Here is a 23,811-nt window from a genome sequence, read left to right on the forward strand (position 1 = left end):
TTAAATTCAAATGAGTACAACAACATATTGAAAAATCATCCTCTTGATATTAATTAACTAATTATAGTAGGTTAAAATCCTTATAAATTTCAGTATTAATCAAAAATTTTCTTTTGTCAATAAATTCAAAAGAAACATTAAATATTAAAATCAATACTAACTAAAAAGTCAATATTTTTTAAATTAGATAAAAAAAAGCCCCTTTATAGAAAGGGGCCTTTTTAAATATTTAAAATTATGGAGACGGTGGGAGTCGAACCCACGTCCAGAGACATCGATTACTTAAGCGTCTACGAGCGTAGTCAACATATTTACGTGTTCACTCATCCTCATGCCTGCTGACGGGCGCTTGGAGAGCTAGTCTGATGAATCTCTTCTTACGTCCTCAGACGGAAACGTAAGCGTAGCCTACTTCATTGGGCTCCTCACAGACACATAGGCGATGTCAGGAAGAGCTCGCTGCGCTTATTAGGCAGCTAGTGCTAAGTTTTGGTTAAAACTTTTAGTTTTGCCAGTTACATTTAAGTGCGTGTTAACGAGATCGCCTCTCGGCTCGCAGCCTAAGCTCGAACCATCCCTGTCGAATCCGTAACGTCCCCTTGTAAAAGGGATATACGGGATGGAAACGTTCAGCTTAACTGCTTCCGTATATAACTATTATAACAATCTCATCGCTCGAAACAACTGGTGGTTTCTGTCAAAACAGCGATGATTGTTTACTGCATAACATATTGTAGCATAATGCTTCCGCTCTCAGCAAGCCATCTGCATTAGGCTAGAATTGCTTTTGACGATCGCGGAAGGCACGTTCGATTTCACGTTTTGCATCTTTTTTCTTCAGATCTTCACGTTTATCGTATTTCTTCTTCCCTTTTCCGATTCCGATCAGCACTTTGGCAAAGCCATTTTTCAAATAAAGTTTCAGAGGCACAAGTGAGTAGCCTTCTTCCTTTGTCGCACCAATCAATTTGCTGATTTGCTTGCGATGAAGCAGCAGCTTTCTCGTTCTCAGCGGATCATGGTTATAACGGTTCCCCTGTTCGTATGGGCTCACGTGCATATTATGAAGAAACACTTCTCCTCGCTCGATTTTGGCAAAGGAATCTTTTAAATTCACTTTTCCAGCACGAATCGATTTGATTTCAGTTCCTTGTAATACTAGGCCGGCTTCGTATGTTTCTTCTATAAAGTAATCATGATTTGCTTTTTTGTTTTGGGAAACAACTTTTCCCTCTCCCTTTGGCATTGGCGTACACCCTCCTTTTGACACAAACACGGTCCAAATCGTACGGATTATTTTATCAAACAATCCAGCTTTCGACAATGCTGACGCCATGTGGTCAAAAAGCAAATAGAGCGGGATGCCCTATTTGCTTTTTGGCACGTTACTTTTTCTTTTTGCGTTTTTGTTTCGGTGCGTTTTCAAATACGCGTTTTTTCTTTTTCTTCTTTTTACGGTTTGTGAACCAGTCACTTCCGCTTTTATCCTCTTTGCCTTTTTCCCCAGAGGCTTTTTGACCTCCACGCCCTTTTTTCGCTGGTGGATCTGTCCGTTTTTTGAACTTGAAATCTTTTGGAGATTTACGGCGAGTGCCTTTCATCCCGACGATTTCAAAATCAATTGAGTGCTCATCTTTATTAACATTAACAACTTTGACAGTGATTTCGTCACCGATACGGTAGACATTCCCTGTACGTTCACCGATCATGGCAAAGTGCTGTTCATCAAAGCGATAATAGTCGTCTGTCATGTAGCTGACATGGACAAGACCTTCTATCGTATTCGGCAGTTCAACGAATAGTCCAAAGTTCGTCACAGAACTAATCATGCCATCAAACTCTTCACCGATTTTATCTAGCATAAACTCTGCCTTTTTCAGATCATCTGTTTCACGCTCTGCATCGACTGAGCGGCGCTCCATCGTGGACGCATGATCTGCGATTTCAGGAAGCAGCTGGCCCCACTTTTCTAGAGTCGCTTCATCTGTCTTTTTCTGAATCAAATAGGTTCTAATCAGTCTATGCACGATTAAATCCGGGTAACGGCGGATCGGTGATGTGAAGTGTGTATAGAATTCCGTTGATAACCCAAAATGGCCAATGCTTTCTGGATCATACTTCGCCTGTTTCATAGAGCGAAGCATCACAGTTTGAATGACAACTTCTTCCGGTTGATCCCTGACAGCATCGAGGACACTTTGAAGTGCGCGCGGGTGAATGTTCGTTGACGTCCCTTTCACAATGTAACCAAACGTCGTTACGAACTCTAAAAAGCGCTGAAGCTTCTCAGGGTTTGGTTCTTCGTGAATTCGGTAAATGAACGGAACATTCATCCAGTGGAAATGCTCTGCAACCGTTTCGTTTGCAACAAGCATGAATTCTTCAATTAATTTCTCTGCAACGGAACGCTCACGAATGACAACGTCTTTCGCTGCGCCTTCATCATCTACAAGTACTTTTGCTTCCTTGAAATCAAAGTCTACAGCTCCGCGCTCCATTCGTTTGTCACGAAGAATCTCTGCAAGCTTCTCCATCTCTTGAAACATCGGCACTAGCGGCTCATATTTGTTTAAAAGCTCTTCGTCTTGGTCGACTAAAATCTTATTCACATCAGAATAGGTCATTCTCTCCGTCGTTTTGATCACACTTTGGAAAATCTCGTGTTTGACGACTTTTCCGTTTCGATCAATGACCATTTCACAAGACAGTGTGAGACGATCGACCTTTGGATTTAATGAACAAATACCGTTTGACAAACGATGCGGAATCATTGGGATGACGCGGTCGACGAGATACACACTCGTTCCACGTTCATAAGCTTCCTGATCAATCGGCGAATTCTCTGTGACATAATGAGAAACGTCTGCAATGTGCACGCCAAGCTTATATTTGCCATCATCCAGCTTTTGCACAGTTACAGCATCATCTAAGTCCTTCGCATCTGCACCGTCAATCGTCACAATCGTTTCATTGCGCAAGTCGCGTCTGCCTTCAAGGTCTTTTTCATCAATCGTTTCAGGTGTGTCTACTGCCTGCTGAAGTGCTTCTTCTGGGAACTCACCTGGCAGACCGTGTTTATGAATGATCGACAAAATATCAATGCCAGGGTCATTTTTATGACCGAGGATTTCAGTCACTTCACCTTCTGCACTCATTCTTCCTTCAGGGTAGCTTGTCAGCGTCACAACGACTTTATGACCTTCGACCGCACCGTTTTTAGCGGATTTCGGAATGAAGATATCGTTTGTGATTTTTTTATCATCAGGAATGACAAAGCCAAAGCTTTTCGTTTCTGTGTAGGTACCGACAACCGTCTGAGTATTACGCTCGAGAATACGGATAACAGTTCCTTCCTTTTTCGTGCCATTTGATTTGTGGCTGACACGAACCATGACGGTATCTCCATTCATCGCTGTGCCTAACTCATTTGGCGGAATGAAAATATCATCCTGTCCAAACTCTTCAGGCGTTACAAATGCAAATCCTTTTGCATGAGCAGACAGCTTTCCTTTTACCAAATTCATTTTTTCTGGTACACCGTAACGGTCGCTGCGCGTGCGAACAATGAGTCCTTGATCCTCCAGCGTCACAAGTGCTTTGACGAGCTCTTTATAATCATCAGGATTGGTAATCTCCATCATGACTTCCAGCTCTTGAACGGTTAACGGTTTATACGCTTCTTCTTTCATAAAAGCGAGTAATTCATCCATAAATTCTTCTTTTTGCACACTCTAACCCCCTATATATTTAAATTGACCAATCAAGTGATTCTAAGAATGCATAGACATCCTGATGAACCTTCTCCCGCTCTTTATCAAGCGTGATGACATGGCCTGATTCTTCATACCATTTCAAATGCTTATCATCTGTCTCTACTTCGTTATAAATGATATTCGCACTGTCTGTATTAATCATATGATCGTGACGTGCCTGCACAACAAAAGTAGGTGAATAGATCATGTCGACATTGTTTCTAACATCTGCAATCAGTTCTTGCAGGCTCCTCAGTGTATCCATTGGTGTTTTCTTGAACGATTCCATTTCTTGTTCAATTTGGTCCTCTGACTTACCCTCAAATTTCTTATAGTTACGGGCATAATCTAGTACACCCTGGTACATGACTTCTTCACTTTTTATGTACATAGGTGCACACATAGGTACAATTCCCTTTACAGGTACAGTGTAACCTAATTTCAATGAAAAAACTCCTCCGAGGGATAGGCCGCAAACTGCAATCTCCTCATAACCCTCATCTTTTAAGAATTGATAGCCTTCTTCAACGTCTTTCCACCAGTCAGCCGGGCCTGTATGGACAAGCTCTTCTGGCGGCACACCGTGTCCTTTATATTGAGGTGCATGGCATGTATATCCTCTATCGTTCAAATAACGGCCAAGCATTCGAACATCGGCTGTATTCCCAGTAAAACCGTGAAGAAGAAGCACCGCCTTTTCTCCACCTTTAAACGTAAATGGTTTTGGTGTAACAACTTTCATGATGTGACTTCCTTTCCTTCTGGTATGGTTTATATTTTCCACTTGTATGTATGAAACAAACACAAAAGAGTGCTGATAATAAAAAAAGGTCTGAAAAAAGATCAGACCTTCTGTTACTCGCGCTTTACACGCCTAAATATGCCAATGCAAGTGTTAAGATGAAGAAAAGCACTGACAAAATAACCGTTAAACGGTGAAGAATCAAGTCAAGGCCTCTCGCTTTTTGCTTACCGAAAAGCTGCTCGGCTCCACCTGAAATAGCGCCTGACAGTCCAGCACTTTTACTTGATTGTAGTAATACAACGATGATAAGTGCGATACTGACAATTACGAGTAATGTGATAACAAATGCGTGCATGAAAACACCTCCAGACAAACTGGTACACATAACTTTATTTTACATGAAAACAAGGTGCATGTCACGAAACATCAAAATAAAGATTTCCTATATATTGTCGACTTGATTCGTTATTTTGATACAATTTCGTTCCAAAGTGCTGGCTGCAGCATTTTTATATGCAATTTTTCGGTTAAAAACACATTTTTAATGAGTTGCTTCTTCCTTCAATAGCTGTTTTAATTCTACTAACAAACGTTCAGCTCCTTCAGGACTCAGCATCACTTTCCCATTTCCATAGCTTTTGTTGTACTTCGTCACTTGTCCCGTCAGCAGGCAGCTCTTATCTGCATCATATTTTTTCAGCATAATGGTTTGATCTTCAATGAAAATTTCTAACAGCTGCTCTTCTTTAATATTGAGTACCTTGCGCATTTCTGAGGGCAGAACAATTCTGCCGAGAGAATCAATGTGTCTGACCATCCCAGTCCTTTTCAATGACATTTCCTCCTTAATGATGATATGATGATATCATTCATTGACTTTTGTCAATATTTTCATAGTAAAATAGATCTTCAAATTTTTTATCAAAGTAATGAATCATTTTGCCAATGACAAGCTGTCCCGGTTTTCGGTGACCATTTAATACCCTGCTAAGTGTGGCAGGAGAGATGCCAATTTCATCAGCGAGCTGATTTAACGACATATCGTTCTCGATCATATACTGCATGACAAAAGCCCGCCTGATCTGAATCTTTTCGACCATCATTACAACCTCCTATGGAATCATTATGTACAACATGTAAGACTCTCACATCAAGCAGATTCATTAACTTATGTCAACACTTTTACCCCTCTGCTATTTCCTTTGGTCAATGATCATACTAAAATAAGTCATATACTGAAATGTGAGGTTCGATGTCATGAATCACTTTGGTGAACAATTACGCATTTTAAGAGAAAATAGAAAAATGTCGGTCAATCAGCTTGCCATGTATTCAGGTGTAAGCGCTGCTGGTATTTCTCGTATTGAAAATGGAAAGCGCGGTGTGCCAAAGCCTTTAACCATAAAAAAATTAGCACACGCTTTGAAGGTGCCTTATGAGGATTTAATGCTGCTTGCCGGTCATATTGAACAGGAACAAGTTCATGAAATGAAACCGAAATATGAGTCCATGTTAAAAATCTATCAAACGGCGCTTCAAAAGGATGTAGAACATCTCCCCATTTTTGACGGGGACAAATGGGAAAGGCTCTCCGCACAAGACATCAGCCAGCTGAATGAATACTTTCTCACGCTCATCAACCAAAAAAGGTGAACAAATAGCGGGGCATAAACCTAATGTACATCCACCATTAACTAATGTCAATATTTTCATGGTGCACTTATTGCCAATAGTCAACAAATCAAGTAAAATAGACATATCTAATCTATAACCATGTGAGGTTTTGCGTTAATGAACTTTGGTGCATATTTAAGAGCATTACGTGAGGAAAAGAAGCTGTCGGTGAACCAATTAGCGATGTATTCTGAGGTCAGCGCTGCCGGTATTTCTCGTATTGAAAACGGGAAACGCGGCATTCCGAAACCTCCTACGATTAAAAAGCTAGCTGGTGCGTTAAAGGTACCTTATGAAGACATGATGCAGGCTGCGGGCTATATTGAGGAAGCCGCTTCTGTCCAACAGCTTAGGGAAGATGATCTTGCTTTATCCAAAATAAAGGAAGCCGCAGCGCAATATGAACTTGGTGATCTCGAAATATTTGATGGTGACATATGGTCAACCCTTTCGAAAAAAGAAATAGAGGACCTCAACCGCTATTTGTTATTTATGTTAAACAGCCGTTCGTCCTCATAAATGTTTAAGCTTTTTGCGCCGATTTATGACAGATTTACGGTATAATGGGTTCAGATTGGAGTGAAGAAAGATGAATCAATCTGACATGTGCCCGCGGTTTGAAAAAGCAGTTGAGTTATTGAGTAAACGCTGGGTGGCACTGATTGTTTTTCAGCTTCTCTCAGGTCAGCAGCGCTTTAGTGAAATTGAGGCGGCTCTGACAAATTTAAGCGGAAGAGTATTATCTGAGAGATTAAAAGAGCTGGAAGCAGCAGGTATTGTAAAACGGGAGGTTTTTGCTGAAACACCCGTGCGCATTGAGTATTCTTTAACAGATATGGGGCGTTCACTTGCACCCGTTTTTGAGGAAATTGCGAAGTGGTCCTCTGAATGGATCACGCTTGAATCATAAACCAGCATTCGAACCGCCTGATCTTCATAAAACAACCTCCCTTACAGATGTAAGGGAGGTTTTGTCTTTTCAACAGCTTAAGCAGATGTGATGTTTTTTTCAGCTAACGCTTTTCTTTCTTTTTTCTTGTTTGTCGGGCTTAAATAGCGTTCGAGCCAGCCCATGACAAGGTCAGCGATAATAGCCATAAGTGCAGTTGGAATCGCACCTGCTAAAATGATGGCTGTTCCGTTTGTGGCGTTTGACCCTCTGATGATGATATCACCAAGACCTCCCGCGCCCACAAATGTTCCAATCGCTGTAATTCCGATGGCAATGACCAGTGCGGTTCTTAAACCAGCCATAATGACTGATAAAGCAAGCGGTAGTTCAACCATTCTCAGCACTTGCCATTTCGTCATGCCCATCGCTTTACCTGATTCTAAATAGGCATGTTCAATGCTGACAATGCCTGTATACGTGTTTCTGATGATCGGCAGAAGCGAATACAGAAAGAGTGATAGGATGACTGTATTTGCGCCAAGTCCTAATACAAGCATCAACACGGAAAGCATCGCTAATGCCGGTATCGTTTGGATGACGTTGGTAATGGCAAAGACCCAATTGCTCAGCTTGCGGTAATGCGCTACAAAGATGCCTACTGGAATCCCGACAATCGCCGCAAACAACACCCCATACGCCGACATGAGAAAATGCCGATAAAATTCTTCTAACACATATGACCCGTTCTGCTGATAATACGTCCATAATTGCTGCAGTGTGTCCATCAGCCGTGACACCTCCCCATCTTACTCAAAGTAATTGTGTTTTTTCAGGAAATTCTTCGCAACGGTTGCTGGTTCTTGAAGCTCTCCGTCGACTTGATAGTTCAGCTCTTGCATTTGTTCTGTATCGATTTTTCCGATCAGCCTGTTGATCACCTTATCAAGCCCTGGATTTTCTTTTAAGACTTTCTCCGGGACTACTGGCGATGCATCATATGGCGGGAAGAACCGTTTATCATCTTTTAAGATTTTGAGATTATAGGCTTTGATTCGTCCATCTGTTGAATAGGCAAGTACAATATCCATTTTTTTATTTTTTAATGCATCATAGACTAAACCAATCTGCATCGGATATGTGCTGCCAAATTTGATTCCGTATGTTTTCACAAATCCGTCATAGCCGTCGCCTTTCTTTTTGAGCCATATGTTATCGACCCCAAATCGGTAATTGGTCGCATTCTTTTTCAAATCAGAGACCGTTTCTAAATTATTTTCCTTCGCCATCTTTTGCGTCACGGCAAAGGCATACGTATTATCAAATCCATAAGAATCAAACCATTTGTAATCATAGCGTTTTTTAAATTCTTTTTGGACGATCTCCATCGCCCGCTCCGGGTCTTTTTCCGCATCCATTCCAAGCGTGCTTGTTAAATCTGTGCCTGAATATCTTGTGGCAGAAATGTCGACATCTCCGTTTTCCATTGCTTTCTGCTGCACAGTGTTGGAACCTAAGTTTTTCACAATGGTCGTCTTTTTATCAGTGTAATGTTCGATCATATCGCTAACCATATAGGCCATAATTTCTGATTCGGTAAAGTTTTGTGCTCCAATTCGCAGCGTGCCCCCTGAGGAGCCGGCTAGTCCAGGAAGTGAACAGCCGCTTATCAATAGCAAGCATCCGGCAAGCAGTGCACTGATCCATTTTGTTTTTCGATTCTTCACATAAGCCAACTCCTTATGAAACTTCCTTCAATCCTTTTAAGCCTTCAGGTGTTACTTTTTTCTCCAGCTTCATTAATGATAGGTCGATGATGACTGCTAAAATTGTGACTGGGATCGCACCCGCAATAATGAATTCCGGCTGATACAGCTGAAGTCCAATCAAAATGTAGTCACCTAGACCGCCTCCACCGATAAAGGCTGCAAGTGTTGTCCAGCCAATCAAATAAATCGTTGACGTTCTGACACCTGCCATAATGACCGGTACAGCAAGCGGGAGTTCAACAAGACGAATTTGTTCCCATGTTGTCATCCCGATTCCTTTACCGGATTCAAGCAAGTTTTTGTTCACACCTTGTACCCCGGCATACGTATTTCTTAAAATAGGTAAAACCGAATAGAAAAAGAGAGCAACGATTGCAGGTATTTTCCCAACCCCCAAAATAGGAATAAAAAAGGCAAGAATCGCTAAACTAGGGAGTGTTTGAAAGATATTCACGATACCGATGATAAAACCTGCGCCTCGCTTCATTCGTGTGAGTACCACGCCTAAAGGAACGGCAACAAGAATACCGAGCACAACAGCAATTAAGGAAATATATAAATGCTCCCACATTTTTGTGAGGAGTTCCCCGCCATTTTTCTCTAGAAAGTCGATGATTTGATCCATGTGTACACCTCCCTTACTTCATTTCAGTGACAGCTGCTGGCGTATCGTCTCCCCAAATGGAGTCGTACACAACATCTACAAGACTTGCACGTGTCACAATGCCTTTTAAGTGCCCTTCTGCATCCACAACCGGTACATATTTAATGCCGCGTATTAAGATTTTCCGGACAGTGTCTCTTAGAAGTGCGCCTTCTTGTACGGTATAGAACTCTGTATTTAAAATATCACCAACGAAAGCTGCTTTTCTGCGGTTCGCATCAATTGTTTCAATATCGATATAGCCTTTTAGCACATGATGTTCATCTACTACAAGCAAGGAATCGACCCGCTTTTCTCTCATGATGTAGATGGCATCTGTTAATGTTTTTTCAACTGTAACGGTGACTGGTGACGTGTTCATCATTTGTTCTACACGTTCCATATTCGGATTTGATTGAAGCAGACGTTCTTTGCCGATGAATTCTTCTACGAATTCATTGGCTGGGTTTCGCAGAATATCGTCAGGCGTACCTACTTGGACAATCTCTCCATCTTTTAAAATCACAATTCGATCAGCTAGTTTAATAGCTTCGTCCATGTCATGTGTGACGAATACGATGGTTTTATTTAACGTTTTTTGCAGTTTCTTAAATTCTTCCTGCAATGAATCTCGTGTGATTGGATCAAGTGCGCCAAACGGTTCATCCATGAGGATCAGAGGGGGTTCCGCTGCTAGTGCGCGAAGAACACCAATACGCTGCTGCTGTCCTCCGCTGAGTTCATGAGGATAGCGCTCTAAATATTCCGGTCCCATGTCGACAAGCTTCAGCAGTTCACGCGCCCGTTCTTTTCGTTTTTCTTCCGGCCATTTTAACAGCTTCGGAACAAGTGAAATGTTTTGTGCGATGGTCATATGGGGGAACAGTCCAATTTGCTGAATCACATAGCCAATTTCTCTTCTTAATTGAACTGGATCTTTTTTCATAATGTTTTCTCCCTCGATGAAGATTTTTCCTGAGGAAGGTTCGATGAGTCGGTTGATCATCTTCATGGTTGTTGTCTTACCACAGCCACTCGGTCCAATAAAACAAATAAATTCTCCTTTTGCTATTTCTAAATCAATATTTTTGACAGCTTTTTTTCCGCCTTTATACGTCTTAGATACATTCTCTAGTTTCAGCAAATGAGACACCTCCAATTAGTCGGATCAATATTTTCAGAAAATTTACACCTTATTTATTATAGTGCAAACTTTATAAAATAAAAAGTTTACGATGTGTTTGTATTGCATAACATTTATTTAAAATTTTCAGTTAACGGCCCGATAGATAGAGATCTCTCCTTTTTCCTCCAAATTACGAGCAAATACTCAATATTTATTGTTTTCATCAACAAACAGGTATATGATATATTGTGTTACAAATTGTCAGTCGTGAAGGGATGAATCGGGGAGTGGACAAGCTAGCGTTAGGCGCCATTCAAAAAGCACAGGATCATTATATTGAAAAAGCTGCCGAGAACATGAATGCCTTTGGTCTTTCTTCTACAGTGGGTAGAGTGCTTGGTATCATTCACATGAACCGTAAACCAATGACGCTTGGGGAGCTATCAGAGGCGACAGGCATGAGCAAAACGAGAATGAGTCAAGTCGTTCGAGAAATGCTTGATTTGAATATTGCGGAAAAGGTTTATGAAAAAGGAATACGTAAAGATCTATATGACGTTGAGCAAGATCAATATCAAACGTTTATTTCCTTGTTTGCAGCCAATTGGTCCCGAGTTGTCAGCAAAAACCGCAAGGCACATAAGAAAACGTGCAAGGAATTGCTGGAGCTGCTTGAACAGGACGACCTGCCAGAAGAGACAGAGGATAAAATCAATCTGCTTCTTTCAGAAATCAAGGAAAGTCTTGATTACTATGATTGGATTAGCCGCTTAATTGAATTCTTTGAAAGTGAAGAAGTGTTTAAGCATGTGCCGAAACCTTAAAAAAAGCTGTTTTATTTTACATCATTGTAGAAAAAACAGCTTTTTTATATACACTTATTGCATAAACATTGGAAACATCCCTTTTAAGCCTGCGCCGATCATCTCAACTGCCACTACAGCAAGAATTAATCCCATTAACCGCGTCACGACATTCATCTCTGTTTTCCCCATTTTCCGCATAATGAAACTTGAATAATGAAAGGCATAAAAGGTCATTGCCAGAACGATGACAATGCCAATTACAATGGCAAACATGTGAAGCATCACTTGACTTCCCGGGGTTAAGCTCATCACTGTAGCGATTGTACCAGGACCAGCGATGATCGGGATCGCCAGCGGCGTAACGGAGACATCCGCTTTCTCTTTGCTTTCTGCCTTTTCTTCAGAATGTGGATTTTGGACATGTGACTCCTTTGCATTCAGTAAATTGTAAGCGATACCAAAAATAAAAATACCTCCAGCGATGCGGAGTGCATGAATATCGATCCCAAACAATTTGAAAATAAACCTTCCTGCCAATAAAAAGGCAATCAGAATGATGAAAGAGACCACAATGGCTTTTTTGGCTGTCTGGGAGCGTTCTTTCTCTGTATATCCCTCTGTTAAGGTGATAAAAAGAGGCACGTTTCCAATGGGATTTGATACAGCAAATAATGAGACCACGACATGAATCATAAAGGAAATCAACAGACACCCTCCTTTTTTCATAGTGTCTGCCAATCTGATGTGAATATTCCCTTGTGATGTTAAAACCTGTATATATTTAACCGATGTTAATAGAGGTTTTATTGAAAGGGGAATCACACATGAAGAAAACAATCACTATCGTCCTTCTATCTGTTGCGGTTTTAGGCGCAGCCGGCTGGATGGTTTGGCAGCAGCAGACCATCAAAGCAGCAGAGGAAAAACATCAGCAAGAAAGCAAAACGAACACTGAGCAGCTTTCGCAGTTGAAATCAGATCAAGCGGATATGAAGCATGAAAACGAAGATCAAAAAAAGAAACTGTCGACCATGTCGAAAAAGCTCAAAAACGAAAAGAAAGCCTATCAAAAAGAAGTCAAGCAGCGTAAAGCGCTTGAGGCAAAAATTGACCAGCTTCAAAAAGAGCTGACAGCAGCGAAAGCCACTGCTCAAGCGAATAAGCAGAGAGCACAGGCTGCAAGGAAACCAACTGTCAAAAAAGACCCAAATGTCACCCACAATCCGCCCTCACAATGGGTACAGGATCAATATGATTGGGGTGTGAAACAAGGGTATATTAAAGAATAGAAAGGATGAAAAAACATGATACACATTCGGCCATTGTCAGGTGATCAATCTGTCCCTATGGATCTTTTACTCTTAGCTGATCCTTCCAAGGAAAAGGTTCTTACTTATGTGCAATCCGGCTCTTGTTATGCCGCGTATCATGAACAGGACGTGATTGGCGTCTATGTGCTTTTATCTCTGTCTCAGCAGACAGTCGAAATCATTAATGTCGCCGTGAAGGAATCATGGCAAGGAAAAGGAATTGGGAAGCAGCTGATCCGCCATGCCATTGCTGAAGCGAAAGCCGCCGGATTTCACACAGTTGAAATCGGCACAGGCAACTCGAGTATTCAGCAGCTCGCACTTTATCAGAAATGCGGCTTCCGCATGACATCTATTGACCACGATTTCTTTCTAAAGCATTATGATGAACCGATTTTTGAAAATGGCATTCAGTGTATGGATATGGTACGGCTGTCACTCACTTTGCAAGCAGACTGATGTTTTGTTCCGTCTGCTTTTTTATGTTCTGCGCTTTTTTACCACGTGCTTCACATATTGAATGAAGAAATAAAGGACGGCGCCAGCTAAAAAACAGACCACACATCCAAAGAGCGTCGCCTCTGAGCTGAATTGATACTCTTCAATTTTCATGATATAAAATGGCATGCCAAACAATGTTGGGCTTGATTCAACATGATTGACCTCTAGCAGCAGTAAAAAAACAGGGGTCATAAACACAGCAAATACATACAGCATCGCAAGTGTTATACCGCTGGAAAACGAATGAAATACTTTGATCATCTCTTTCTCTCCTTCATCTCTTTTAAACTGGCTGTGATATTTTTCCCGTCTGGACAAGCTGGATGCAGCATCACCGTATTCAGTAAAGAAAAAAACAGCAGCTGATGACTGACCGGATGCTTCCATATCATAATAAGCACAATCGAACAAAGCACCGGAAAGAGCGGCCCTGCAAGTGCCACCATCATATTGAAGCTCGGCCGGACAAATGTTTCATGGACAACCGCCACATGCTTCCAATCAATCGTGACCACAAAATCAAAGAGCGGCCTTTTTTCGAATTTGTTACACACCATGACCATCAGCATATGTCCGAGTTCATGTATCACCACAACCGCTAGGAAACTGCACACAAGTTCTATCATCGCAAGACAGGCCTCTTTAACATGACAGCATATATACAGATAAAGAATGCAAGTGAACCTAGCAGATAGGCGGTGGCGAGAAGATACACATCTGATGAAAGCCACTTCAATAAAAGCATATCGATGAAGCTGAATACAGCAATCATCATCACGATGACAAACAGTTTATTAAACTCACTGATCTTCACGATAAACCCTGTACAGGCCGCCATGGCAGTGATCAACAAAATGGACAAACTTGCGAGGCCATGCCCTTCACTTTCAATGCCTATCACCATAGATGCAAGCCAAATAAACACAAAATATGTCAACAAATTAATAGCGTAATAAAATAAAATTCTCGACAATAAATAAGCACTCTTTGATGTATTTAACATAAAAATAGCCCTTTGATTCATATGATATTCTCTGCCAATCATCAGCGGAAGCATGATCAATATTTCCTTTAATGCATACTGCACAATAAAGGCATACAGCCAGCCGGTTTCTACCGGTGTAAAAACAAATGGCAGCCCCGCCGTCAAACAAACGAGAAATAAAAACAAAATGCCCTGTTCTTTAAAAACAGCTGACCGGCTGAAATAGACCAATTCCTGCCGCAGGTGCGTCAGAAAGGAAGATTGCGTTCTGATTTTCTTGTAAGAAAACGACTTTACCTCTGTTTTCAGCTGCAAAAACATCCGATGGACATAAGAAGCCGCTAACCCCTTCAGCCATAGCCAGCCAGCGCTTAGAAGGATCACCAGAAATATGAGATAGACTGATGGCCATACACGGATCATCTCCATTGCTTTTTTCAAAAGGAGAAACACCAATAGATTCAGCACCGCAAAGCCTAGCGTTTGCAGCAGCAAATGCTCTTTTGTTTTTGATACGAAATGGCTCACAGCAATCCGCATCACCATCCAAGAAGCAAGTGCAAGCAGCGCCAGTACACAGCAAGTCATGCATACAGCCGTTATCCAATACAAAGATGGCGTAACACCGCTGATCAAAAGGCCTAAGACAATCGGTAAAAAAAGCAGTCCTACCATGAGAAAACAAAAGAGCATCGGAAAAAAATACACACAAAGGACAAATGGCACACTTTGTATCGCACTATTCAAAAAGTAGAATTGATATTCCTGTCGCTTTAATTTATTGCGGGATAACAAAATAGCTGCGCCTAAAAGTAAAAGCGTCATTTTCATCAATTGGAGGTATAGAGCAGCCGGCTCACTTTCTCCTGCCTGCATGAAAAAACGCAGGCTGATAACGACGTATATCGCGTACATGAGCAAGAAAAAAGCCGCGGCTGCGAGAAGCTGTATAGGGTACTTTTTTGCGAGCTGCTTTCCTTTCGTTGTCAGCATTCCCCATTCTATTTTATGAAGAACGTGTCGTGTCCAGATCATTGAGTAACCTCTCCACCTGCATATAGTAATCTCGATTCACTTCTTTATAAATCTCTTCAAGTGCCTGATGAGGAAATGTCTGATTCGTTTCTTGGCGGGACATATCCAGCTTGACGTCCCCATTTCTTAAGATCATGAGATGGTCATAAAGCGTATCACCAAAGCTCAAATGATGGGTTGAAATGAGAATGCCAGCGCCTTGATTTCTCAGCTTCATGAGCACCTTTTTTAAGATGATCATCATATCTGGATCAAGTCCGTTCGTTGGCTCGTCGAACACATAATAATCACATGGCCTGAGGAGCTGGGAAATGATCTGCGTTTTCTTTTGATTGCCATGAGACAGCTGAGCGATAGGCTGATCCATATATGAACCCAGCTCAAACAGTTCGATGAACGTCTCCTCCCGTGTGACATCTTGCTCATTTGGCAGCTGAAGTAATTGAAAGTATTCCCTCGGTGATAAATAATCGAACAACGAATGCTCGTCAGGAATATAGGAAACATGTTTTTTCAACAAGGAGATGTGTTCTGAGGATTGAAGGTTCAGCTGTTTACCGTGTAAAGTGACGCATCCTATAAATGGTGTCAGCCCAAACATGGATTGGATCATCGTCGTCTTTCCCGCACCATTATGCCCCAAAAGCAGCAGCATCTGCCCTTTCTCGACATTCATTTGAATATTACGGAGAGAGAAGGTGCGGCTATATGTTTTTTCTTTTAATCGTAATGTCAGCATCATATCCCTCCGTTTGTTTCAAATAGAACAGATGACCTTGCATCTGTTCTCATCCCTGTTAAAAACCGCACTGGATTTTAACGTACATGCCTAATAATTTGAACTCTCCTAAAAATTTCGAGCCCCGTCCAAAGGTCTTGCATGCCCAAATCAATGCTCCGAGTGAAATAATGCCTAATATAGCGGCAAGGACATAAATCCAAAATGCGTTTTTCTGTACATTCTTAGAAGTTAAAATTCGTTGCTTCCTTTCATCATATGCCGCCAATAGGTGAAGGACATACATATACACACCTACTGGAAAACGAAGGCTAAAAGGATTCAGCATCTCATCACCCCCTAATATATGTAAAATGATACCACCTCCTTATAGAAAGCATAAGTTCATTTCAGATCATATTTTTAGTCGATTTTTCATGATTTAGTACTTATAAATGGAGGGGATTTTGGCTTCTTCTCTAACTGAAGGAGGATTTTTTACAGAAATAGGATAAGCCAAATGAATTAGCCACCGGATTTTCGCTCAACACAAAAAAACGCTGCGTCCCGCTCTCATGAAAGAGCGGAACGCAGCGCATAGCTGACATTATTTATTCAAGTTATAGAATGTTGCAATGCCGTGATATTGTGCTGTTTCAGCCAATTGATCTTCGATGCGAAGTAATTGGTTGTATTTCGCCACACGGTCCGTACGAGACGGAGCACCTGTTTTGATTTGTCCAGCGTTTGTTGCCACAGCGATGTCTGCAATCGTGCTGTCTTCAGTTTCACCAGAACGGTGAGAGATAACAGCTGTGTATCCTGCGCGTTTTGCCATTTCGATTGCATCAAATGTTTCAGTTAATGTACCGATTTGGTTTACTTTGATCAGGATTGAGTTACCAACACCGTTTTTGATTCCTTCAGATAGCTTCTTCGTATTTGTAACGAACAAGTCATCTCCTACTAGCTGAACCTTGCTGCCAAGGCGCTCAGTTAATAGTTTGTGACCTTCCCAGTCGTTTTCATCAAGGCCGTCTTCAATAGAGATGATTGGGTATTTCGATACCATATCTTCATACCAGTCAACCATTTCAGCAGATGTTTTCACAACACCTTCGCCTGATAAATGATATTTACCGTCTTCTTTGTTGTAGAACTCAGAAGATGCAGCATCCATTGCAAGCTTCACTTCTTCACCTGGTTTGAAGCCAGCTTTTTCGATCGCTTCAACGATTGTTTGAAGTGCTTCTTCGTTAGAACCAAGGTTTGGAGCGAATCCACCTTCGTCACCTACAGCTGTGTTTAAGCCTTTTGCGCTTAATACAGATTTCAGGCTATGGAAGATTTGAGCGCCCATGCGAAGTGCTTCACGGAAGTTCGGTGCACCTACAGGCATAATCATGAATTCTTGAATGTCTACGTTGTTATCCGCATGCTCTCCGCCGTTGACGATGTTCATCATTGGTACTGGAAGCGTTTTGGAGTTGAAGCCACCAAGGTATTGATAAAGTGGAATTTGTAAGAAATCAGCAGCCGCACGTGCTACAGCGATAGATACGCCAAGGATTGCGTTTGCGCCTAATTTCCCTTTGTTTTCTGTTCCATCAAGTTCGATTAACATTTTGTCAATCGCTACTTGTTCTGTTACATCAAAGCCTAAAAGCTCTGGTGCAATGATTTCATTTACGTTGTTTACAGCTGTCAGAACACCTTTTCCAAGGTAACGGTCTTTGTCTCCGTCACGTAGTTCTACTGCTTCATATTCACCAGTAGAAGCACCACTTGGAACAAGCGCACGGCCAAAGCCGCCAGATTCTGTGTAAACTTCTACTTCAACTGTTGGGTTACCGCGAGAGTCTAATACTTCGCGTGCATATACGTCAACAATGTATGGCATCGTTATTTCTCTCCTTTTGAATCAATTTTTTTATTTCTGAATTAATGATGTTCCTGTCATCTCTTTTGGTTTTTCAAGACCAAGTAAGTCTAAAAGCGTTGGAGATAGATCGGCTAAAATACCGCCTTCTCTAAGCGTCGCACCTTTTTTCGTCACGATGACTGGTACAGGATTCGTTGTATGTGCAGTATGCGGCTTTCCTTCTTCGGTAATGAGCACGTCTGCGTTACCGTGGTCTGCCGTGATGATGGCATGTCCGCCTTTTGCCAGGATTGCGTCGACTACAGCTCCTAAGCACTCATCTACTGCTTCAATAGCTTTGATTGTTGGCTCAAGCATACCTGAATGACCAACCATATCCGGGTTAGCAAAGTTCAGGATGATCGCATCATGCTTGTCAGCATTGATGTCTGCAACAAGTGCATCCTTTACCTCATAAGCGCTCATTTCCGGCTTGAGGTCATAGGTTGCCACATCTGGTGAATTGATTAAGATGCGGTCTTCACCAGGAAATTCTTCTTCACGTCCACCACTCATAAAGAACGTCACGTGAGGATATTTCTCTGTTTCAGCAATCCGCAGCTGTTTCAATCCGTTTTGAGAAAGCACTTCTCCTACTGTGTTATCCAAATTCACTGGTTTGAAGGCAACATAACCATCAACCGTTTCACTGAAGTGTGTGAAGCAGACGAAGTGTAAATTCTTCGGATGAGCTTCTCCGCGGTCAAACGAGCGGAAATCTGCATTTGTGAAAGTGTTCGAGATTTGGATGGCACGGTCTGGACGGAAGTTATAGAAAATCACAGAGTCACCGTCGTTTACTTTGGCAACCGGCTCACCATTTTCTCTCGTAATGACAGATGGAATAACGAATTCATCGTAGATTCCATTTTCATAGGAGTCATCAACGACATCATAAATGTTTTGATAACTTGGGCCTTCACCATATGCCATCGCGCGGTACGCTTTCTCCACACGATCCCAGCGTTTGTCACGGTCCATTGAGTAATAGCGTCCAGAAAGTGTTGCCACTTCACCGACACCGATTTCTTTGATTTGATCTTCCAGCTGTTTCAAGTACACTTTGGCTGTCTTCTGACCAACATCACGTCCGTCCAAGAAGCCATGAATGTATACCTTTGTTAAGCCTTCTTTTTTCGCCAGCTTCAGCAGGGCAAAAAGATGCTGGATGTGACTGTGCACACCGCCGTCTGACAAGAGTCCAAATAAATGAAGCGCCTTGTCATTCTCTTTTGCATAAGTCATTGCATCTAGGAACGTTTCGTTTTTCTCAAATTCCCCTTCACGGATGGCAACATTCACCCTTGTTAAGCTTTGATACACAATACGTCCTGCACCGATGTTCAAATGCCCAACTTCAGAGTTTCCCATTTGACCTTCTGGGAGGCCTACTGCCTCACCTGAAGCCGTTAAGGTTTGATGCGGAAATTCGTTCCAGTAGCGGTCAAAGTTCGGTTTTTTTGCTTGTGCGACAGCGTTACCGACTGTTTCGCCTCTTAAACCGAACCCGTCTAAGATGATTAATGCAGCTGGTTTCTTACTCATATTGACCTTCCTCCAATAATTGAACGAAAGACTGAGGTTCTAAGCTTGCGCCGCCTACCAAAGCACCGTCAATATCGGATTCTGCCATATATTCTTTAATATTTGCCGGCTTCACGCTTCCGCCATATTGAATGCGAAGGCTGTCTGCCGCTTCTTGACCAAATTCGCTTGCAACGGTTTGGCGGATGTGTGCGCAAACGTCGTTTGCATCTTTCGCTGTAGAAGATTTTCCTGTACCGATCGCCCAGATTGGCTCATATGCAATCACAGATTCAGCGACTTGCTGCTTCGTTAAACCAGCTAGTGCTTTCTTCACTTGATCAGCGACAAGTTCATTTGTTTTGCCAGCTTCACGCTCTTCAAGCGTTTCACCTACACAAATGATTGGAACGATGCCATGCTTGAATGCAGCATGTGCTTTTTTGTTCACTGTTTCATCTGTTTCAGCAAAGAATTCACGGCGCTCTGAATGCCCAATTACTGAATAGCCGATGCCTAAATCTTTTAAAGCAGCAGGGCTGATTTCACCAGTGAATGCACCATTTTCTTCAAAGTGCATGTTTTGTGCACCAATTTTAAGGTCTGTTCCGTTTGAAAGGCTGTTTAACTTTTCAAGGAAAAGAGCTGGCGCACAGACAATTGATTCCACTTTGTCAGGAGATGGAATAGATGACTTGACTTCTTCAACGAAGCTGACTGCTTCGCCAAGTGTTTTGTTCATTTTCCAGTTCCCAGCTATAATTGGTTTTCTCATGATTGACACTTCCTTATAGCAGTTTTGGTCTTATTTATCGTTTAATGCAGTAACACCAGGAAGTTCTTTGCCTTCCATAAATTCAAGTGAAGCGCCGCCGCCTGTAGAAATATGGCTCATCTGATCGGCAAGACCAAATTTCTCAACAGCTGCTGCTGAATCTCCACCGCCAATGACAGAATATGTACCTTTTGCTTCTGCCAGTGCTTCTGCGATAGCTTTTGTTCCTTTAGCGAATGCATCGATTTCAAATACACCCATTGGTCCGTTCCAGACAACAAGTTTGCTGTTTTTAATAACGTCAGCATACTTTTCTCTTGTCTCTGTTCCAATATCAAGTGCTTCTAGATCACTTGGAATTTCAGAGATTGGCACAATGCTTGTATTCGCATCATTTGAAAAGTCGTCGGCTACCAGAACATCTGTTGGAATCAGGAAGTTCACGCCTTTTTCCTTTGCACGGTCCATAAAGGATTTCGCTAAATCTACTTTGTCTTCTTCTAATAGAGATTTCCCTACTTCGTGGCCTAGTGCTTTCACAAATGTGTAAGCAAGTCCGCCGCCGATGATGAGGTTGTCCACTTTATCAAGAAGACTTTCAATCACACCGATTTTATCCTTTACCTTTGCGCCGCCGATAATCGCTGTAAATGGGCGATCAGGATTTGAAATGGCTTTTCCTAAAACCTCAAGCTCTTTTTGCATGAGGAAGCCTGAAACAGCCGGAAGATAAGCTGCAATACCAGCTGTCGATGCATGTGCACGGTGTGCAGCACCGAACGCATCATTGACATACACATCGGCTAAATCAGCAAATGCTTTTGATAATTCAGGATCGTTCTTTTCTTCACCAGGATAGAAACGAACGTTTTCAAGCACTAGCACATCTCCTTCTTTTAAGTCAGAGATTTGCTTCTTCACGTTGTCGCCGTAAGCTTCATCTGCTTTTTTCACTTCTTTTCCAAGAAGCTCTTGCAGACGTTTTGCCACAGGTGTCAGACGCAGTTCTTCAGTAACTTGACCCTTCGGACGACCCAAATGACTAGCTAGCAGTACCTTTGCGCCTTGTCCTGTTAAATACTCAATCGTTGGTAATGCTGCGCGGATACGAGTATCATCCGTCACTTCTCCGTCCTTCATCGGAACGTTAAAATCTACGCGGCAGAACACAACTTTACCTTTTACGTCAATGTCTTTTACTGATTTCTTATTCATGCTCGTCAGGAGATCCTCCTTTATTCTGGTTTCCTTACGCATTGGACAAGACTCTCTTTATCCTTTTCCCATTTTGCCCTCATCAAAACGAGAAATCGTGCAGAACGGATAAAAACAGAGAAAAAGGGAAAGGGATGCTTCCCCTTCCCTTGTCCGTCTTCATTATATCGTGTCTCTAGGAAAGAACCAAGTGAGTTCCTTCAGTGTGAGAAATTAAAGACCTTGTTTTGCAATGTAAGCTGCAAGGTCAACAACGCGGTGAGAATATCCGCTCTCGTTATCGTACCAAGAAATCACTTTCACCATGCTGCCTTCCATTACCATTGTAGAAAGAGCATCGATTGTTGAAGAGTTTGCATTACCATTGTAGTCACCAGATACTAATGGCTCTTCGCTGTAGCCAAGGATTCCTTTAAGTTCTCCTTCAGCTGCTTCTTTAAGTGCTGCATTTACGTCTTCAGCTGTTACATCTTGGTTTAATTCAGCCACAAGGTCAACTAAAGAAACGTTAGGTGTTGGAACACGCATAGCGCCACCGTTTAATTTACCTTTAAGTTCAGGCAATACAAGTGAAACAGCTTTCGCAGCACCTGTAGAAGTTGGGATGATGTTTTCCGCAGCTGCACGAGCACGACGGTAGTCTTTGTGCGGAAGATCAAGAATTTGCTGGTCATTTGTGTATGAGTGAACAGTTGTCATCATACCGCGTTTGATACCAAATTTATCGTTAAGTACTTTTGCAAATGGAGCTAAGCAGTTTGTCGTACAAGATGCATTAGAGATGACATCGTGGCTAGCTGCATCGTATTTGTCTTCGTTTACACCCATAACGATTGTGATATCTTCTTCGTTAGCAGGAGCAGAGATGATGACTTTTTTAGCGCCAGCTTCTAAGTGTTTCGCAGCGTCTGCACGTTTTGTGAAGAATCCAGTAGATTCAACAACGATTTCTACGCCTTGTTTACCCCAGCTTAATTTCGCAGGGTCACGCTCAGCTGATACTTCGATTGTTTTACCGTTCACTACTAAGTTTGTACCGTCTACAGAAACCTCTGCATCTAGTTTTCCGTGAACAGAGTCATATTGTAAAAGGTGTGCAAGCATGTTAGCATCTGTTAGATCGTTAACCGCTACTACCTCAACTTCAGGATTATTTAATGCTGCACGAAATACGTTACGTCCAATACGTCCAAATCCGTTAATACCGACTTTTACTGCCATGATGTTTCCTCCTTTTATAGGTCACAATGTTTTATATTGAGGGATCAATTGACTCCCTTAATAACTCTTTTGCGGCTCCTTCGTCTGTGACGAGAACCGTTCGGCGCGGTTTTTTGAAATAAGCTTCAATCGCCCCCGCCTTTGATGATCCACCTGCAACAGCAATGATGTGTGGAATGCTTTCTAGATCATCTAGCTGCATACCGACGGAGTGCACTTTGTGTACGACCTCACCATCACGATTAAAGTAATAGCCAAAGGCCTCTGTCACTGCGTCATGCTCATCAATCTTTTTTAAATCTTCAGCTGGTGTATTTCGTCTCATCGCCATTGTTTTTGCTTCACCAATACCATGAATAAGCATCGTGGACGATTTAATCGTTTGAAGCACTTCTTTGACGGACGGCTCTTCAATAATGGAAGAGTAAGCACCTTCTGACAGCTGCCCTGGAACAAACAGCAGTTTGTAAGTACCGGAAGCTTTTTCAGCCATGTGGGCACAAATGGTGTTTGCCTGATTTTTTACATTCTCCCCAAGACCGCCTCTCGCAGGGACAAACATCATATCGCGGTTTTTGGCATCAGGGGTCATCATTTCGGCAACGGCTTCCATTGTCGTTCCGCCAGTGACGGCGACGATATTATTTCCAGTAAACCTTTTTTTCATGCATTGGACAGCAGCTCTTCCCATTTCTTGCTTCACCCACGGGGATTCGTCACTGTCACCAGAAACGATCATGACTTCTTCCAGGCCTAACTTTCTCTTTAATGTATTTTCCAAAAAGGTTAAACCTAAAACGTCCTTCATCATTCCTTCAAGCATTTCAAGCAAAGCGTGACCCTCACTCGTCAGCATCATGCCGCTCGTTTTGACATCCAGCAGATTTTGTTCTTTTAAAAACTGAACTTCAGCACGTAAGATGCGCTCGCTGAGACCAAGACTCGTCGCAAGGCTTCTGCGGCCAATTGGTTCAGCTAATCTGATGTACTGCAAAATGTCGTAGCGTTTTTGCATAACAATGAGAAGATCTGGCAATAATTTTTTTTGAGCTTCCAATAAATGATTCATGGCTAACGACCCTTTCTTTTCACGTTGGACCAAAAACGTCCCACTGTGACAAAAAACGTCCCGCCACAGCCAAAAAAAATCAATCCCTGCTTTCTTTAATTATTTTAACAGGATAATCTTGCATTTTCAACTC

Annotated in this window: 28 protein-coding genes and 1 other RNA gene; 6 read left to right on the forward strand and 23 right to left on the reverse strand. The window is 42.1% G+C overall.

The window, feature by feature from the left end:
- Window positions 1-235: 235 nt before the first annotated feature.
- The 7 genes from ssrA to NST65_RS15690 all read right to left on the reverse strand — a co-directional run bounded on the left by ssrA (window position 236) and on the right by NST65_RS15690 (window position 5,600).
- Window positions 236-599: a transfer-messenger RNA gene (gene ssrA, locus NST65_RS15660) on the reverse strand.
- Window positions 600-775: 176 nt separating this feature from the next.
- A complete protein-coding gene (gene smpB / locus NST65_RS15665) occupies window positions 776-1,246 on the reverse strand; it encodes an SsrA-binding protein SmpB (RefSeq protein WP_012011279.1) in 471 nt (156 codons plus the stop codon).
- 139 nt (window positions 1,247-1,385) lie between these two features.
- On the reverse strand, window positions 1,386-3,728 hold the full coding sequence (gene rnr, locus NST65_RS15670; protein ID WP_041107812.1) for a ribonuclease R: 2,343 nt from the start codon (window positions 3,726-3,728) through the stop codon (window positions 1,386-1,388).
- 19 nt (window positions 3,729-3,747) lie between these two features.
- The gene (locus tag NST65_RS15675; protein WP_034280925.1) at window positions 3,748-4,494 is read right to left on the reverse strand and encodes a carboxylesterase; all 747 of its coding nucleotides are present in this window, start codon (window positions 4,492-4,494) and stop codon (window positions 3,748-3,750) included.
- A 124-nt stretch (window positions 4,495-4,618) separates the two neighbouring features.
- Window positions 4,619-4,852 carry a preprotein translocase subunit SecG gene (gene secG / locus NST65_RS15680; RefSeq protein WP_003212746.1) on the reverse strand — a complete coding sequence of 78 codons (234 nt, stop codon included), beginning with the start codon at window positions 4,850-4,852 and terminating at the stop codon, window positions 4,619-4,621.
- Window positions 4,853-5,038: 186 nt separating this feature from the next.
- Window positions 5,039-5,329, reverse strand: coding sequence for an AbrB/MazE/SpoVT family DNA-binding domain-containing protein (locus tag NST65_RS15685; RefSeq protein WP_060698323.1), 291 nt, complete (start codon window positions 5,327-5,329; stop codon window positions 5,039-5,041).
- A 37-nt stretch (window positions 5,330-5,366) separates the two neighbouring features.
- Entirely contained in the window at window positions 5,367-5,600 is a 234-nt protein-coding gene (locus tag NST65_RS15690; RefSeq protein WP_111291378.1) for a helix-turn-helix transcriptional regulator, read from the reverse strand.
- A gap of 154 nt (window positions 5,601-5,754) precedes the next feature.
- Here NST65_RS15690 and NST65_RS15695 point away from each other — a divergent pair, with 154 nt between their 5' ends.
- The 3 genes from NST65_RS15695 to NST65_RS15705 all read left to right on the forward strand — a co-directional run bounded on the left by NST65_RS15695 (window position 5,755) and on the right by NST65_RS15705 (window position 7,081).
- The gene (locus NST65_RS15695) at window positions 5,755-6,150 is read left to right on the forward strand and encodes a helix-turn-helix transcriptional regulator (RefSeq protein WP_034280928.1); all 396 of its coding nucleotides are present in this window, start codon (window positions 5,755-5,757) and stop codon (window positions 6,148-6,150) included.
- Between the two features lie 138 nt (window positions 6,151-6,288).
- The gene (locus tag NST65_RS15700; protein ID WP_034280930.1) at window positions 6,289-6,690 is read left to right on the forward strand and encodes a transcriptional regulator; all 402 of its coding nucleotides are present in this window, start codon (window positions 6,289-6,291) and stop codon (window positions 6,688-6,690) included.
- Window positions 6,691-6,760: 70 nt separating this feature from the next.
- Entirely contained in the window at window positions 6,761-7,081 is a 321-nt protein-coding gene (locus tag NST65_RS15705) for a helix-turn-helix domain-containing protein (RefSeq protein WP_024423485.1), read from the forward strand.
- A 77-nt stretch (window positions 7,082-7,158) separates the two neighbouring features.
- On the opposite strand, the gene NST65_RS15710 is transcribed toward NST65_RS15705, so the two are convergent.
- The 4 genes from NST65_RS15710 to NST65_RS15725 are packed head-to-tail and all read right to left on the reverse strand — an operon-like array spanning window position 7,159 to window position 10,616.
- Window positions 7,159-7,848 carry an ABC transporter permease gene (locus tag NST65_RS15710; protein WP_034280931.1) on the reverse strand — a complete coding sequence of 230 codons (690 nt, stop codon included), beginning with the start codon at window positions 7,846-7,848 and terminating at the stop codon, window positions 7,159-7,161.
- Window positions 7,849-7,869: 21 nt separating this feature from the next.
- Window positions 7,870-8,787, reverse strand: coding sequence for an osmoprotectant ABC transporter substrate-binding protein (locus NST65_RS15715; RefSeq protein WP_034280932.1), 918 nt, complete (start codon window positions 8,785-8,787; stop codon window positions 7,870-7,872).
- Window positions 8,788-8,800: 13 nt separating this feature from the next.
- The gene (locus tag NST65_RS15720; protein ID WP_034280933.1) at window positions 8,801-9,454 is read right to left on the reverse strand and encodes an ABC transporter permease; all 654 of its coding nucleotides are present in this window, start codon (window positions 9,452-9,454) and stop codon (window positions 8,801-8,803) included.
- Window positions 9,455-9,467: 13 nt separating this feature from the next.
- Window positions 9,468-10,616 carry a betaine/proline/choline family ABC transporter ATP-binding protein gene (locus NST65_RS15725; RefSeq protein ID WP_025094044.1) on the reverse strand — a complete coding sequence of 383 codons (1,149 nt, stop codon included), beginning with the start codon at window positions 10,614-10,616 and terminating at the stop codon, window positions 9,468-9,470.
- Window positions 10,617-10,885: 269 nt separating this feature from the next.
- Here NST65_RS15725 and NST65_RS15730 point away from each other — a divergent pair, with 269 nt between their 5' ends.
- A complete protein-coding gene (locus NST65_RS15730) occupies window positions 10,886-11,422 on the forward strand; it encodes a GbsR/MarR family transcriptional regulator (RefSeq protein WP_034280936.1) in 537 nt (178 codons plus the stop codon).
- Between the two features lie 54 nt (window positions 11,423-11,476).
- On the opposite strand, the gene NST65_RS15735 is transcribed toward NST65_RS15730, so the two are convergent.
- Complete coding sequence (locus NST65_RS15735; RefSeq protein WP_217008733.1) at window positions 11,477-12,109, reverse strand: NAAT family transporter; 633 nt, start codon at window positions 12,107-12,109, stop codon at window positions 11,477-11,479.
- Window positions 12,110-12,228: 119 nt separating this feature from the next.
- Here NST65_RS15735 and NST65_RS15740 point away from each other — a divergent pair, with 119 nt between their 5' ends.
- Both NST65_RS15740 and NST65_RS15745 read left to right on the forward strand, forming a co-directional pair.
- Window positions 12,229-12,693, forward strand: coding sequence for a hypothetical protein (locus NST65_RS15740; RefSeq protein ID WP_041115645.1), 465 nt, complete (start codon window positions 12,229-12,231; stop codon window positions 12,691-12,693).
- 15 nt (window positions 12,694-12,708) lie between these two features.
- A complete protein-coding gene (locus NST65_RS15745) occupies window positions 12,709-13,173 on the forward strand; it encodes a GNAT family N-acetyltransferase (protein WP_029706297.1) in 465 nt (154 codons plus the stop codon).
- A 21-nt stretch (window positions 13,174-13,194) separates the two neighbouring features.
- Here NST65_RS15745 and NST65_RS15750 read toward each other — a convergent pair whose 3' ends face one another.
- The 11 genes from NST65_RS15750 to NST65_RS15800 all read right to left on the reverse strand — a co-directional run bounded on the left by NST65_RS15750 (window position 13,195) and on the right by NST65_RS15800 (window position 23,678).
- Window positions 13,195-13,476: a hypothetical protein gene (locus NST65_RS15750; protein WP_024426069.1), complete on the reverse strand. Its 282-nt coding sequence runs from the start codon at window positions 13,474-13,476 to the stop codon at window positions 13,195-13,197.
- The gene (locus NST65_RS15755; RefSeq protein WP_217008731.1) at window positions 13,473-13,841 is read right to left on the reverse strand and encodes a hypothetical protein; all 369 of its coding nucleotides are present in this window, start codon (window positions 13,839-13,841) and stop codon (window positions 13,473-13,475) included. The genes NST65_RS15750 and NST65_RS15755 overlap by 4 nt, the downstream gene beginning before the upstream one ends.
- On the reverse strand, window positions 13,838-15,235 hold the full coding sequence (locus tag NST65_RS15760; RefSeq protein ID WP_111926748.1) for a hypothetical protein: 1,398 nt from the start codon (window positions 15,233-15,235) through the stop codon (window positions 13,838-13,840). Before NST65_RS15760 ends, NST65_RS15755 begins: the two co-directional genes overlap by 4 nt.
- Entirely contained in the window at window positions 15,207-15,974 is a 768-nt protein-coding gene (locus NST65_RS15765) for an ABC transporter ATP-binding protein (RefSeq protein ID WP_034280947.1), read from the reverse strand. Before NST65_RS15765 ends, NST65_RS15760 begins: the two co-directional genes overlap by 29 nt.
- A 58-nt stretch (window positions 15,975-16,032) precedes the next feature.
- Complete coding sequence (locus tag NST65_RS15770) at window positions 16,033-16,302, reverse strand: hypothetical protein (RefSeq protein WP_024423498.1); 270 nt, start codon at window positions 16,300-16,302, stop codon at window positions 16,033-16,035.
- A gap of 258 nt (window positions 16,303-16,560) precedes the next feature.
- Complete coding sequence (gene eno / locus NST65_RS15775; protein ID WP_003212752.1) at window positions 16,561-17,853, reverse strand: phosphopyruvate hydratase; 1,293 nt, start codon at window positions 17,851-17,853, stop codon at window positions 16,561-16,563.
- A gap of 30 nt (window positions 17,854-17,883) precedes the next feature.
- Window positions 17,884-19,419 carry a 2,3-bisphosphoglycerate-independent phosphoglycerate mutase gene (gene gpmI, locus NST65_RS15780; protein WP_034280952.1) on the reverse strand — a complete coding sequence of 512 codons (1,536 nt, stop codon included), beginning with the start codon at window positions 19,417-19,419 and terminating at the stop codon, window positions 17,884-17,886.
- A complete protein-coding gene (tpiA, locus tag NST65_RS15785; RefSeq protein ID WP_017359213.1) occupies window positions 19,412-20,173 on the reverse strand; it encodes a triose-phosphate isomerase in 762 nt (253 codons plus the stop codon). The genes gpmI and tpiA overlap by 8 nt, the downstream gene beginning before the upstream one ends.
- A gap of 30 nt (window positions 20,174-20,203) precedes the next feature.
- The gene (locus NST65_RS15790) at window positions 20,204-21,388 is read right to left on the reverse strand and encodes a phosphoglycerate kinase (protein WP_111926750.1); all 1,185 of its coding nucleotides are present in this window, start codon (window positions 21,386-21,388) and stop codon (window positions 20,204-20,206) included.
- 213 nt (window positions 21,389-21,601) lie between these two features.
- The gene (gap, locus tag NST65_RS15795; protein ID WP_007500174.1) at window positions 21,602-22,609 is read right to left on the reverse strand and encodes a type I glyceraldehyde-3-phosphate dehydrogenase; all 1,008 of its coding nucleotides are present in this window, start codon (window positions 22,607-22,609) and stop codon (window positions 21,602-21,604) included.
- A gap of 31 nt (window positions 22,610-22,640) precedes the next feature.
- A complete protein-coding gene (locus tag NST65_RS15800) occupies window positions 22,641-23,678 on the reverse strand; it encodes a sugar-binding transcriptional regulator (protein ID WP_034280955.1) in 1,038 nt (345 codons plus the stop codon).
- Window positions 23,679-23,811 lie beyond the last annotated feature (133 nt).

The organism is Bacillus sp. FSL P4-0248 (assembly GCF_038593305.1).
GTDB classification, from domain to species: Bacteria; Bacillota; Bacilli; order Bacillales; family Bacillaceae; genus Bacillus; species Bacillus safensis.